Below are 13,862 nucleotides of genomic sequence, written 5' to 3'. Positions count from 1 at the left end.
GGCAAGTCCTTTTTCTTTTCTAAAATAGGAGTGCAGAGTTGTGTACGTTTCCGTTGCACACTTCTGCACTCCTATTTTGCATTACACAGGCGTGATAGATTGAACTGAACCCCGAATGATAGACACTTGAAAAAAAGTGTATCATTCGGGGTTTTTCGTGTGGATACGAATCGCTATAATGAACCTATTCATTCAGACGGGAGAAACAACCATGAGTAAAATCACCTTCAATATGACTCAAATCAACCAGCTCGAAGAAAATCCGAACGTCGCTTCGGTATCAGAACGCTCGATCCAGTACACCGCCGAGTTCAAGGTCAAGGCCGTACGTGAGAATATGGAGGGAAAGGGACCTCAACAAATCTTCACGGAGGCCGGATTCGACCTGACGGTGATCGGGAAACGAAAAGCGCAGTCCTCGTTGAATCGCTGGCGCCAAACGTTCCGGAAAGACGGAGAAGAGGGTCTCCGGAACGATAAACGTGGAAAGGCTACGGGAGGCGGACGCCCGAAAACAGACGAGTCCATGGAGAAACGGTTGGCGAAGGCAGAGGCACGAATCAAATACCTGACGGCAGAGAACGAGCTCTTAAAAAAGCTAGAGAAGTTAGAAGGGCAGGCGAAACATACGAACTGACACCAGCAGAGAAATATCAGGCCATCAACACCGTCATCCGCATCGCACAGCTGAAGAATCTCGTCCGCCCACTATGTGAGATCGCCGGAGTGAGCCGCAGTGGCTATTACGCCTGGTTGAACCGTGCCGAGGCGGAGTCCCTCCGGGAAGAGCGTGATTACCTAGATGCGACACTCCTCAAGAAAATCCATGACAGCCATAAAGGCAAAATCGGTTATCGGGGGCTGTACATGGAGGTGCTCGCTACCCTCGGCGTCCGGATCAACCATAAGCGTATTCTCCGACTGATGCGCAAGTATAACATCGTCACCAAAATCCGGAAGATGAATCCTTATCGGAAGCTCTCTAAGGCGACGCACGAGCATCGCGTCGTGCCGAATCTGTTGAACCGTCAGTTTCGACAGAGCGAGCCCGGAAAGGTATTCGTGACCGACATCACCTATCTCCCGATCGCCTCCGGCGAGAACGTCTATCTGTCATGCGTCAAGGACGTGGCCACACGCGAGATCGTGGCGCACAAGCTGTCCACAAGCCTTCACATGGACCTCGTCTTTCAGACGATGGAAAAACTTGAAAATCACCTCCAAGGGAACCTGCATCCCGAGGCGATGATCCATTCGGATCAAGGCTTTCACTACACCCATCCGGACTACCAGCAACTCGTTGGCGACCTCGGACTGATCCAGTCCATGTCACGTCGGGGCAACTGTCTCGACAACGCACCGATCGAATCGTTCTTCGGTCATTTGAAGGACTATGTCACCAACCGTTCGTGCGGGTCAGTCGATGAAGTCCGAGAGATGGTCGGGGACTACATAAGCTATTACAACTGCGAACGCGGTCAATGGAACCTAAAAAAGATGACCCCGGAGCAATATCGGGGCCATCTGATCGCAGCATAGAAAACGTGGGTTTTTTATTAAACTGTCCATTTTACGGGGCTCAGTTCAGATTTGGGCCAGGTGGTCTTTTTATATAATCTAAATTTAATAGGTATAAGCAAGGTAGAGGCGACATCTAAAAATAGTGATCGGACCAAATCACAGCTCTAACTTTGGTCGAGCGCTAGAAGTGTATTCTAAAGAAATATACAATTATTGGTCTAGGAATCTGCGGACTAATGAATACTTTAAAGTTTGGATATCGCAACTAAGAGTTTATTTATGAGATTTATTTTAATCAGAATAGTGACTTTAATTTTTATTGGTACAGTTTTGTAATTAGAATGTTTATCAATTCTTTACTTCTAGTAACAATCATCCGTTGTAGAATATTATACTCTTTGTTTCCTTGAAGTATTTCTTTTTTTATTTCGTTTAATTTATTCTCAGACGGATATAGGTGAAAATCCAAAAATTTTTTTTCTAAAGTTTGTCCCTCTTTCAAAACTTCGTAAAGACTTAACTCTTGTTTAGATCGATTATATTTTGAACCTAGCAACATTATATTACCTAAAGATCCACCCGATACGACTTTTGACTTATCGATTTTGTTTAAAAATGCTCTCGGAATTATATGTTCAAAGTCATAATTATTATCCGTGAGTTTATCAGAGTCAAAAGAAAAAATGATCGTACAAATAGATTTTGTAGCGTTATCAAACAAAACATTGTATTTTGAGTTTTTTTCATCAATCCACGAAAGCAAAGCTGTTTCTAATGTATCTTTTTCGAGAGGGATAGAATACCGTTTTGATTTTTTAATTACGATTTCATCTAGTTTGCTGTCCCCACTCCCAGACCATCGAGAAGTTACAATATCGTAAATGTAGTAACCAAGAATATTTTTTAAAATACTATCATACTCATTTTTATATTTAGGTAAAGTTTCAATTTTTCTATTTGTTGTATTTATTTTGTACTTAGTAATCCACAAAGAACCAAAAAAAGACAATAGTTGGAAATTAGTAGCGTTTTTACTTTGATAGACAGTTTTTTTATTTCCAGGCATTTTTAGCGGCTTTTGAAAGCGATTGTTTATGTCAGAATAAATAGAAAGAACTTTATTGATATATTCTTCGATAAATTCAGGGGTGTATATTTCTTTGTAATCAATAATGTGACTTAAATTTTTATTTTCAATACCTAAAGAAATAGCCAAAGAAGAATAGCCTATTTCATTAATTAAATCTTCAGATGGATCATTCCAAAACACTGGCATTTTTTCAATAATAAGTTTACCAAAAGCATAACAAAATTCTGAAAAGTTGATTTGCATACTTTCTCTGAGGTCTTTTTCATTAAAGTTAGTGATTTCAATTTCACGTTCAGAAGTTAAATGATTATATCGTTCAATATTTAATTCTAACAATTTTTGATTTAAGAGTTCATCTGAAAGTTTTACTTCTGAACTACTCCATTGTGCTGCGAAAACTTGATATTTTGAAAGTTTCTTACCGCCCCTATTCAAATTTTCAAACACGGATGCTAATTCATTTTCATTGCCTAAAAAAGTTATTGTTGGAATTTCAATTTTTGAAACATCTAAATAATCAGATAGTTTTTTGCGAATTTTGTCTTGTAGCTTACCTAAAGGAATAATAGTACTATCACTTATTGAATCTGAAATCAGAGGATTTTCTTGTAGCACTGAGTATAAAGAATTACTTTCAGCTATTTGATCACTTTCTACCAAGTTTTGAATTGTAGAATAAATTTCTTTTTGCATTTCTTTAAGAGTTTTTAATGGGATATTATCGATACCAAATATTTTAAGAGTGTCATTGACTTCAATTGAGAAATCAATATATTTTCCTGGATTTTCTTTAAAGTCTTTCATAGTAGTGTACCTTTGAAGACCATCGATAAGAGAATTTTTCTCTCTATCTTCGTATTTATATATTAAAATTGCTCCGAACGGATATCCTTTATGTAATGTTTCAATGAATGCTTTTTTTTCTTTCTGTGACCATACCAACCTTCTTTGAAAAGAAGGTAATTCCACAGATCCCTCCAATTCTTTAAAGAGCATTCTATCAGTTTTGTATTTCATTGCTAAACCTCCTAAGAAATGAAGATATATTTATCTTAATTATTTTAGTTTACTAGATCTACAAATTAATTACTTGAAAAAGGGAGTAACAAAATCATTACTCCCTTAAAAGTTATTATCTTTTCTCACTACGCCATCAACGCGCACACCGCATTCGAATAGGCGACCGGGTCTTCAATCGGTAGCCCTTCGATAAGGAGCGCTTGCTGATAGAGCAAATCGGTATACTGTTTCGCTTTCGCTTCATCTTCCTTATAGATGCGCTGTAACGTCTGGAAGATAGCGTGATCGGCGTTCACTTCAAGCACTTTTTCCGCTTTCATGCCGCCGCCGTTCGGCATCGTGTTCAAAATCTTCTCCATCTCGATCGAGACGTCGCCGGCGACCGTCAAGCAGACCGGATGTGACTTGAGGCGTGTCGATGCGCGCACTTCTTTAACACGGTCGCCCAGTTCTTGTTTCATGAAAGCGAACAAGTCCTTGTTGTCCTCGTTGAGCGAATTAGCCGCCTCGTCATCGAGCCCGAGGTCCCCGCTCGCGATCGACTTGAACTCTTTGTCATCATACGACTGAAGCATCTTGATGGCGAACTCGTCGATTTCTTCTGTGAAGTAGAGAATCTCGAACCCTTCCTCTTTCAAGCGTTCCGCCTGTGGGAGGAGGTCGATCCGATGAATCGATTCACCCGTCGCGTAATAGATGTACTTTTGATCGTCTTTCATGCGCTCGACGTATTCTTTGAGCGTGACGAGCTTGTTCTCGTTCGACGAGTGGAACAGGAGCAAGTCTTTCAACTCGTCCTTGGCAGCGCCGAACTGGTCGTAGACGCCGAACTTGATTTGACGGCCGAACGACTCGAAGAACGTCTCGTAATCCTCGCGCTCGTTTTGGAGCATCTTCTCGAGCATGCCTTTGATTTTCGACTTCACGTTCTTGGCGATGACGCGGAGTTGGCGGTCCTGTTGCAGCATCTCCCGGGAAATGTTGAGCGACAGGTCTTCCGAGTCGACCATCCCTTTGACGAAACCGAAATAGTCCGGGAGCAGGTCAGGCGACTTCTCCATGATCAAGACACCGTTCGAGTACAGCTCGAGCCCTTTCTCGAACTCTTTCGTGTAATAGTCGAACGGGACCGTCGATGGGATGTAGAGAATCGACTGATACCGGATCGAGCCGTCGACGTTCAAGTGAAGGTGTTTGAGCGGCTCATCGAAGCCGTAGCGTTTCTCGTGATAGAACGCCTTGTAGTCCTCCTCCGAAAGCTCGCTCTTCCGTTTGCGCCAAATCGGCACCATGCTGTTGACCGTCTCTTCTTCGACGTAATCCTCGTACTCGTCCGAGTCTTCTTTTTGACGGTGCTTCGTCACGTCGAGCTTAATCGGATAGCGGATGAAGTCCGAATGCTTCTTGATGAGCGAACGGATCTCGTACTCTTCGAGGAACGATGAGTACGTCTCGTCGTCCGTGTCAGCTTTCACGTGCAACGTGATCTCAGTCCCGATGTCGGTCTTATCTGTCGGCTCGATCGTGTAACCGTCTGTGCCTTCCGACTCCCACAAATAGCCTTGTTCACTGTCGACCGAGCGGGTGCGGACCGTCACACGGTCTGCCACCATGAACGCCGAGTAGAAGCCGACACCGAATTGGCCGATGAGGCTGTGGTCTTCTTCCATCTTCGTCGCCTGCTTCATCGCGAGCGAGCCGCTCTTGGCGATGATCCCGAGGTTCGATTCGAGCTCATCGGCCGTCATCCCGATTCCGGTGTCACGGATGGTGATTGTGCGGGCGTCTTTGTCGAGCTCGACTTTAATGAAGTAGTCGTCCTTGTTGAAGTCGATTGCCTCATCCGACAAGGCCCGGTAATACATTTTGTCGATGGCGTCACTCGCGTTCGAGATGAGCTCACGGAGGAAGATGTCCTTATGCGTATAGATTGAGTGGACCATCAACTCTAAAATTCGTTTCGATTCGGCTTGAAACTGTTTCTTTGTCATGATCGTTCTCCTTTTTATTTGTTCGATTTTGGCACTCTGATGATAAGAGTGCTAACACTATTGATTATCCTAATTTTTAGGAAGATGTCAACCCGATTCAAACAAAACGTTGACGCGGGGCTCAGATTCACCTATAGTTGAGTACATGCGATGAGCTGGTCTATGTAAGACGGCGGACATTCCTTCGGGAGCACGTTGTGGAGCGTGGTTCGACGCGGTAGACTTTTCGAGAGCACCTCTAGTGAGAGGTGCTCATTTTTTTGTATATGGGGGATTATGATGCAACTGCATACCATCCATCACGTGGCGATTATCGCCTCAAATTATGACGAGGCGAAACGGTTCTACATCGATATCCTCGGTTTCGACGTCATCCGCGAGCATCATCGTCCGGACAAGGGCGATCACAAGATCGACCTGCGGCTCGGCGCGTACGAGCTCGAGCTGTTCATCAAACCGGACAGTCCGAAACGGCCGAGCTTCCCGGAGGCGTGTGGGCTCCGTCATCTCGCCTTTAAAGTCGACGACATCGAGTCGGTCGTCGCTGAACTGAATACGCACGGTGTCACGACGGAACCGATTCGGCATGACACGTTCACGGGCGAGAAGATGACGTTCTTCTTCGACCCAGACGGTCTGCCACTCGAGCTACATGAATAAAGCCCCTTCACGCGAAGGGGCTTTTGTTATGAGCGCACATACGACAAGAGCATCTCTCGCAACACCCGTTGTTGGATCAATGGCTCGATATCGTCCTCTAAATAACTGATGTGAGACTTCAAAATGATATTGTTGCCGAACGTCCCGAACGCGTTGATGATGGTGACGACGGTCGTTTTCACATCGATGTCGCCTCGAAGCGAGCCGTCCGTCTTCCCATGCTCAATGAGCGGTTCGAGCGTCTCCATGATCTCGCGCTGTAGTCCGATGTAGTTATCGATTCCGGGAAGGGGACTTACGACGAACGAGGCATAACTCTCGAACGCCTCACGGAAGCGAGAGTGACTCGTCCGTTTCATTTGTTGGTCGAGCAAGTAGTCAATGATCGCCTCGAGTCGCGAGTACGCATCTCCCGTCCGGCTCGTCAATTCCTTGAACGCGTCGAGCGTCGGTGCCAAGTTACGGACAGCCGCGGCGACAATCAATTGATCTTTTTTCGGGAAATAGCGAAACAGTGTCGCGACCCCGATTTCGGCGGCGTCAGCGATGTCCTGCATTTGGACGCGCTCGAACCCGTCTTTTAGAAACAGGATTTCAGCCTGACTGATGATCCGATTTAACCGTTCTTCTTTGTTTTGTTGACGTTTACTCATATCATCACCTCTTTGTTCTCTTGTCATTATAACGCTTTGAAGCAGTTTCGTTGAGAATCGAATGTGCATCGACTACTATTGTGATAGTTAGACTATCATAATTTAAGACTGGAGCTGGAATCATGCGGTTAACGGGGAAAGTAGCGGTCATTACGGGGGCAGGCAGTGGTATGGGTGAGGAGACGGCCAGACTGTTCGCACGCGAAGGAGCGACCGTCGTCGCGACAGACATCAATGTTGACGCGGTGACACGTGTCGTCGAAACGATCCGGGCGAACGGAGGAGAGGCGCTCGCGCTTCAGCACGACGTCACTTCGCGCAGTGATTGGGAAAGAATTTATGATGAAGTGCAATCGGTGTGCGGGAAGCTCGATATTCTCGTCAACAATGCGGGCATCGCGCTTGCAAAACCGTTCTTGGAACAGACCGAGGACGACTGGTCACGGACGTATCGAATCAATATCGATGGCGTCATGCTCGGGACGCAGTATGCCATCCCGCTCATGGAGCAAAATGGCGGCGGTTCAATCGTCAACATCTCGTCAATCTCGGCGCTCACCGGTATGGCCGGGGCAGGTGCCTATACGGCTTCAAAAGGGGCCGTTCGCTCACTTACGAAGGCTGCGGCCGTCGATTACGGGAAGCACAATATTCGCGTCAACTCGGTCCATCCGGGCTATATCGTGACGCCGATGAGCGCGCCGCACATGGAGCACCCGGACTATAAACAGCATTTCCTGAATCAAATCGCTTTGCCGAATCTCGGTCAGGCGGGGGAAGTGGCTGCGGCTGTCTTGTTCCTTGCATCGGACGAGGCGAACCACATCACCGGAATCGAACTACCCGTCGACGGTGGTGTCACGGCCAAATAAGAAAAATCATTTGTCCAGGTCAGAGGAATCCCTCTGGCCTTTTTCATATTATTTTTCGAAAAAACCATATTAGAGATAGACAAATTGAGCGTTTCCTAAAATAATGAAATGAAGTGATTTTTTGGAGTTAATTGTTGGAACCTTCAAGCCATTATCTCGTATACATGAATTGACGGATCCGTCGGTCGTAGCTATGGACATGTAGAAATGAGGAAAACAGATGAAAGCAACATGGAAACAAGTATTATCATTCGTCACGGTGCTCATGCTCGTCTTGGCATTAATCCCACCACGAGCAAGTGCAGACGCAGGAGCAGGCATGCAAGATGCGAAGACGCTCAGCCCGGGAGTGGAGGTCGCGTTTGAGACCGGGACGGACGCAACGAATACATATTGGTTCAAGATGGAGCGGGGTGCCCCGTCATCGATGACACATATGGAAATCCAGTTCGAGTCAACAAAACTCGCAAACATCTCGGTCTATCCGAGCGCCGACATGGCAGCGAAAGATGAGACGTTCGAGCAATATCGTTCGAGCGCGACACAAGAGGAAGAACAACAGGCGGCGACGCTTCGTCTCCCGTATGCATGGGAAGGCCCGTACTACATCAAAGTGGAGTACCTTCCAATGACAGAAGACGCGGAGGAGGCCGCTGCGTCTGACATCAAGCTCGTCTACAACCCGGTCAAATTGCCGGTCAAATATGAGAACATCGAGACTGAGGCCGGCATGTGTGCCGTCGAGTCGATTCTGAATCCGACACCGGAGCGCGACTCGATGTTGAAGCTCATCCGTCGCATTCAGACGGAAGTGTTGTCGCAGTCTGAGGCCGGGAACGATTTGGCCGCCTTGTACTATCGCACGTCTCCGTACTTGATCAAAGCGATTGTGAAAGACGGAGCGAAACGTCAACAAGCGTACAATGATTTGAAGGCGCTGCAGCCACTCATGAACGCGCTCGTCGACCGCAAGGCGTACACGCTCACGAAAGCAGATGAGGCTGCCATCAAGAGCTTGCAGGCCTTCGTGACGACAAACGTCCCGACCGCGTTACAGGAAGAAGTAAACAAAGTAGCAGCCACACTCGGCACAGGTACACTTGCCGGGACACCGCTTCAAGATGTGATGGTCAAATTCGGAGTATCGATTGAAATTGATGATGCCCCGCGTTATATCGTCAAATACAAGTCGTCACCGAGCAAGTCGATCGGGAAGATGAACGCATTGTCGAACGTCTCGGCAGAACAGATCGATCTCGGTCGCCCAGGTGACCACTTCGCGGTCGTCGATGTCGAGTCGGCGAGCACGAAAACGCAGGCGACGGCCAAGACGACGCTCGAGCGTGACACGAACGTCGAGTTCATCGAGCCAGTCCAGACGTATCAAGCGTTCATGGCCGACACGAGTTACGACTACCAATGGTCACTCAACTCGAAATCGGTGTTGCAGCCGTTCCAGGAAGCTGGAATCGGACTCGATGCGTATGAGGCCCTCAAATTACCTGTCCGTTCGGTGAAAGTCGCCGTCCTCGATACGGGTGTCGATTATCGCCTCCTTGATTTCAAAGGACGGGTCGACATCGCCAACGAGAAGAACTTTGTCGACCCGAACGGGGAAGGCAGCGCGCTTGACGATCACGGACACGGGACACACGTGGCCGGCGTCATCGGTGCGATTCAAAATAACGGGACATCGATGCGCGGGATGATGCCTGCTGTTTCGATTCTCCCGGTCAAAGTGCTCGACGCGAGCGGTTCTGGGGATACGGAACAAATCGCGCTCGGAATCAAATATGCTGTCGATGCCGGTGCGAAAGTCATCAACATGAGCCTTGGCGGCAGCGAGAGCCGGACGATCGGCTACATGTTGAAGTACGCCTATGACCGCGGTGTCGTCGTCGTGGCGGCAACGGGGAATGATGGCGATTCAAGCCTGTCGTACCCAGCTTCATCGAAGTATACGATCTCGGTAGGTGCGACGAACACGTTCGGCATCGTCTCGGATTACTCGAACTATGGCTATGGGGTCGATGTCGTGGCACCGGGCACGAAAGTCGCGAGCCTCGTCCCGAACGGTAACGTCGTCTATATGGACGGAACGAGTATGGCGACGCCACACGTCTCGGCTGTCGTTGGATTACTGCTATCGACACGTCCGGCACTCAAAGTCGAAGAGATTCGTCAGTTGCTCCATCGTACGGCAGAGCCGCTTGCTTTCTCTGGCGGGGATGCGACAGGTGGAATGAGCTATGAAGACGGCCTCGATTATTTCATGGAAGACTCGGAAGAAGAACTTCCGTTCAACTATGACTACATCAGCGGCTATGGCAAGGTCAACGTGCACCATGCAGCTTCGATGCTACGTCTCTACGCCAAACCAGGCGTCGTCCGTGACAATTCGACGGTGTTTGCTGCTAGCGTGCAGAGCGGGACGACAGTGACGGTGTATAACGGCGAGAAACGTCTCGCGACCGGAACATCGAAACAAGCTCGTGTCGCATTGAATATCGGAGCTCAAAAAGCAGGCACGGTTCTCCGGGTCGTCTATAGCAACGGGAAGCTCGTCTCGAGCGAACGCCTTCTCGTTGTGAAAGGTGCCCGTGCGAAACAACCGACCGTCTCGACACCACGTGCGAACGCGAAGCAAGTATCGGGTCGCGCGGATGCGGGAATGACGGTCATCGTCCGAGACGCGAAGCGCCGCGTCATCGGAAAAGGGACGACCGGCCTCACGGGAACGTTCGTCACGAAGACACGCACCCTTAAAAAAGGGGAGCGCCTCTCGATCCACATCGAGGACGCGAAAGGTCGCGCGAGTCAGATGAAACACGTCGTCGTCAAATAAAGACACATGAAACAAGGAGTTCGCTGCGGCGAACTCCTTGTTTTGCCTTCTACTCGAGGATACCGAGGAGCTCCATGACCAATAAAACGAACAGTCCGGAGCCGAGAACGGCCGCGAAGAAGACGAGCACGGCGTACTCTTTTTGTTTCAAGATGGCCCATCATCCGGTCACGAACGCTCCGAGCCCAAGGACGAAGAATGTGGTCATGTAGCTGAGCCGTAGCATGTTCGCGGCGTTGTCGCTCCAAAGCGTCGAGTGGAAGGTCGTATCGAAGTTATCGAGCAGGAGGAACGGCACGTACATGGCGAGGAACAAGCCGATGAGGATAATCGACCACTTGCCGACCGAGGTGCGTGGGAACAAGGCGCCATTCATGACGATTCACCTCTTTTCATTACGAAATCATCTGTATAGGACTATTCCCGTTTTGGCGAAATGTCGACGGATTTCGTTGAAACGACATGATATAGTCGAAATGAGAGAGTGAGGGATGGCTATGGTCGAACAGTTCAAGATGAGACGCGTTTGGGAGGATGCGCTCGAGATGAATGTGGCATTGACGTTAAAAGCAAAATGGTGCGAGGTCACGGTGGACGAGTATGTCACCGCATCCGATATCGAAGCGCTCGTCTCTACGTTATCCGCGTTCAATGCACGAAACGGGAAGTCGCCCCAGACGTGGAGACTCGATGTTCCGCTCGTCCACGTCTCCTTGACGTTCGAACTGGCGAATGCGAGAGGGACCGTGCAAGTCAACGCCGTGGTCGAACAAATGAAAGGCGATGGCGGGGATATGCAGGCGGCCTTTTCGTTCGAGACGACGATGGGGCAGCTCGATGATCTGAGCGCTCAACTCAAACGTTTCATCCGTCGTGAGACCGACCATGTCGACTCGCTCCGACAAGAATAAAGCAGCCTGAGACGTCTCAGGCTGCTTTTCAATACCATTCTTTCGGTTCGTAATTCAATTCGCGGAACAACTGCTCGCGCTCTTTCTTCGACAGGTCGCGCCATTGTCCGGGCGGGAGCTTGCCGAGCGTGATGTTCATGACACGTACGCGCTGAAGACGGTATACCTCGTAGCCGAGCGCCTCACACATGCGACGGATTTGGCGGTTGAGTCCTTGCGTAAGCGTGATGTTGAAATCGAACTTCGACAGTTGGTGGACTTTACACGGCAACGTCTTCTGCCCGAGGATTTTCACGCCGGCTTCCATCTGTTCGACGAACTCCGGGGTGATCGGCTTATCGACCGAGACGATGTATTCTTTCTCGTGCTCACCCTCTGCGCGAAGGATCTCGTTGACGATATCACCGTCGTTCGTCATCAAGATGAGTCCTTCCGAGTCTTTATCGAGACGGCCGATATTGAAGATGCGAAGCGGGTGGTTGACGAGGTCGACCAAGTTGCCTTTAACCTTCTTCTCGGTCGTGCTCGTGATGCCGACCGGTTTATGGACGGCGATATAGACGTTGTTTCGTGCGACACGGGCGGCCGAACCGTTGACGAGCACTTCGTCTCCTTGGTTCACTTGGTCGCCGATTTTCGCTTTCTTCCCGTTGATGGTTACCCGTCCTTCTTCGATGAGGCGGTCGGCTTGGCGGCGGGACGCCTTGCCGGATTCACTGATAAATTTGTTGATACGCATAGATCCACGTCCTTTTTTGGCTTCGTCCTCTCACTATAACGCATTTTAGAGGTGCCTGAAAGCGGGAAACGACCGAGTAGAGAGGATGTGGCACGATGGAGCAGGCACGTTTGCTATTGCAAGACGCGATACGATTTCAACAAGCGCTCATGACGTCGTCGTTTCAGGCAGAGCTGATTGATGGGGCGTCCCCGGTTCTATGGTACGGGCGACCGACGGAGGAGCAATGGCTCACCATCGGGACGAACCCGTCGCGCGGCGAGTTTTTCGAACGGGACGGTACCGTCAGAAGGGAGGAGTCGCAAAAATTCTATTGGCGTGACCAATCACTCGATGCCTATCTTCAAGACGAAAGGGCGCACGAAGCGACGCTTGAACACGCCGCGGCCTATTTTGAGGCCGGACGAGCGACGACGAGTTGGTTCGGCAAGCGGGGTGGGGCGAAACTGGAAGCGTTGCTTGAGGGCATGGGACGCTCGTTCTACGACGGGTCCGCGCTCCATGTCGACTTCTTCAAATATGCGACGTGGCGTCAGATGGGCCGGTTGCGGACGGGACGACAATGGATGGAGCAACCGACGTCACTCGATTTGCTGCAACGGACGATCCGTTATGTGACTCCGTCGCGTCTGATTGTCCTTGGGCGAGACAACTGCGCGTCGTTTGAAGGATTCACTTACAGTGAACGGATCGAGGCGTATCCGAGTGCCCGGTTCGAGCTCGGTTATCATACGACGCTCGGTGTCCCGATGGTCGGACTGCATTTCAAACCGTCCGAAGTGTTCGTCGGTCTCGGGAACGGTCGAGACGTATTCGGACTCCATCACGGTTCGTACGCGAAGCGAGACCATCTGATTCGAATCGGGGCAGCCATCGAGACGAGCGCTCGTCGTTATTTTGCCTGAACGTCAAGCTTTGGCGGATGGACGCGCGTGATGCTGCCCCAAAAGTTGAACTCGTTGAAGTCGATATAACGGACGTCACGTACCCGATTATCAAGCACCTCGAGCAAGATGACGTCGGGAAAGCCGGGTTTGCGGAAGATGATGTACCCGATTCCGGTCACGGAGTGATTTTTATAGAACCCGTTCGCCATATTCAAGATGAAAGGGCGGTCGGCCGCGAGTTCGCGCTCGAACGTCGACCATTTCCATAGATAACGTGAGCTGCTGTGCCCTTTGTAGCCGTAATGGGCCCATAGTTTCGTGACGATTGTACTGATTCGAGTCGGCGGTGTGCCTTTCTCGTCTTTGAACTGATGGGCGAGCGCAATCTCACGAGCGTCTCGTTGAATCTCGATTACGTCCTCTGGGATGCGCTCATAGCCAAGGTCATGGTAATAGCGGAAAATGGCCGTCATCGAGGTGAGCGTACAATTGTTCTTGCCGCCGTTGAACGCTTTTTGAAGCAACACTGGAACCCTGCTGATGCGCTTCTCGGTTTTGATCGTCCAATGGCCATGATAGCGGTCGTTCACGTAGGCCTCAGGGTCGATGATTCCAGCGTAGCCTTTCTTCGCTACTTCGAGCTGTCCGGCGTAATGTTCGTCCATGACGCACC

General features: G+C 49.5%; 12 protein-coding genes. 6 read left to right on the top strand and 6 right to left on the bottom strand.

All coding sequences use genetic code 11. From position 1 onward, the window contains the following. The first annotated feature begins 211 nt into the window (after positions 1-211). Positions 212-1,539 (top strand): IS3 family transposase gene (locus tag KNP68_RS09505; RefSeq protein ID WP_214756773.1). Its coding sequence is split into 2 segments (ribosomal slippage): positions 212-581 and positions 581-1,539, totalling 1,329 coding nucleotides; the frame shifts between segments, so codons are not numbered across the junction. A 298-nt stretch (positions 1,540-1,837) separates the two neighbouring features. On the opposite strand, the gene KNP68_RS09500 is transcribed toward KNP68_RS09505, so the two are convergent. Both KNP68_RS09500 and htpG read right to left on the bottom strand, forming a co-directional pair. Continuing rightward, positions 1,838-3,628, bottom strand: coding sequence for a DUF262 domain-containing protein (locus KNP68_RS09500; RefSeq protein ID WP_214799469.1), 1,791 nt, complete (start codon positions 3,626-3,628; stop codon positions 1,838-1,840). 128 nt (positions 3,629-3,756) lie between these two features. Beyond that, a complete protein-coding gene (gene htpG, locus KNP68_RS09495; protein ID WP_214799467.1) occupies positions 3,757-5,622 on the bottom strand; it encodes a molecular chaperone HtpG in 1,866 nt (621 codons plus the stop codon). Positions 5,623-5,901: 279 nt separating this feature from the next. Between htpG and gloA2 the strand changes: the two genes are divergently transcribed. Continuing rightward, a complete protein-coding gene (gene gloA2, locus KNP68_RS09490; protein WP_214708268.1) occupies positions 5,902-6,282 on the top strand; it encodes an SMU1112c/YaeR family gloxylase I-like metalloprotein in 381 nt (126 codons plus the stop codon). A gap of 26 nt (positions 6,283-6,308) precedes the next feature. On the opposite strand, the gene KNP68_RS09485 is transcribed toward gloA2, so the two are convergent. Then, a complete protein-coding gene (locus tag KNP68_RS09485; protein WP_214799465.1) occupies positions 6,309-6,935 on the bottom strand; it encodes a TetR/AcrR family transcriptional regulator in 627 nt (208 codons plus the stop codon). 122 nt (positions 6,936-7,057) lie between these two features. Here KNP68_RS09485 and KNP68_RS09480 point away from each other — a divergent pair, with 122 nt between their 5' ends. Both KNP68_RS09480 and KNP68_RS09475 read left to right on the top strand, forming a co-directional pair. Next, complete coding sequence (locus KNP68_RS09480) at positions 7,058-7,807, top strand: SDR family NAD(P)-dependent oxidoreductase (RefSeq protein ID WP_214708272.1); 750 nt, start codon at positions 7,058-7,060, stop codon at positions 7,805-7,807. Positions 7,808-8,027: 220 nt separating this feature from the next. Beyond that, on the top strand, positions 8,028-10,652 hold the full coding sequence (locus tag KNP68_RS09475) for a S8 family peptidase (RefSeq protein ID WP_214799463.1): 2,625 nt from the start codon (positions 8,028-8,030) through the stop codon (positions 10,650-10,652). Between the two features lie 160 nt (positions 10,653-10,812). On the opposite strand, the gene KNP68_RS09470 is transcribed toward KNP68_RS09475, so the two are convergent. Continuing rightward, on the bottom strand, positions 10,813-11,028 hold the full coding sequence (locus tag KNP68_RS09470; RefSeq protein WP_214799461.1) for a hypothetical protein: 216 nt from the start codon (positions 11,026-11,028) through the stop codon (positions 10,813-10,815). 115 nt (positions 11,029-11,143) lie between these two features. Between KNP68_RS09470 and KNP68_RS09465 the strand changes: the two genes are divergently transcribed. Then, complete coding sequence (locus KNP68_RS09465; protein WP_214799459.1) at positions 11,144-11,563, top strand: hypothetical protein; 420 nt, start codon at positions 11,144-11,146, stop codon at positions 11,561-11,563. Between the two features lie 28 nt (positions 11,564-11,591). On the opposite strand, the gene rluF is transcribed toward KNP68_RS09465, so the two are convergent. Beyond that, positions 11,592-12,302, bottom strand: a complete 711-nt coding sequence (rluF, locus tag KNP68_RS09460) for a 23S rRNA pseudouridine(2604) synthase RluF (protein ID WP_214799457.1) — start codon at positions 12,300-12,302, stop codon at positions 11,592-11,594. A 95-nt stretch (positions 12,303-12,397) separates the two neighbouring features. On the opposite strand from rluF, the gene KNP68_RS09455 reads away from it, so the two are divergent. Then, positions 12,398-13,207, top strand: a complete 810-nt coding sequence (locus KNP68_RS09455; RefSeq protein ID WP_214799455.1) for a hypothetical protein — start codon at positions 12,398-12,400, stop codon at positions 13,205-13,207. Here the strand turns inward: KNP68_RS09455 and KNP68_RS09450 are convergent. Further along, positions 13,195-13,854, bottom strand: coding sequence for a C39 family peptidase (locus KNP68_RS09450; RefSeq protein ID WP_214799454.1), 660 nt, complete (start codon positions 13,852-13,854; stop codon positions 13,195-13,197). The genes KNP68_RS09455 and KNP68_RS09450 overlap by 13 nt on opposite strands. Between the last annotated feature and the right edge of the window lie 8 nt (positions 13,855-13,862).

Source organism: Exiguobacterium sp. s50, from assembly GCF_018618175.1.
Taxonomy (GTDB): domain Bacteria; phylum Bacillota; class Bacilli; order Exiguobacteriales; family Exiguobacteriaceae; genus Exiguobacterium; species Exiguobacterium chiriqhucha.
The sequence above is the reverse complement of the archived record's forward strand: the minus strand, read 5'-3'. Positions and strand labels throughout refer to the sequence as shown.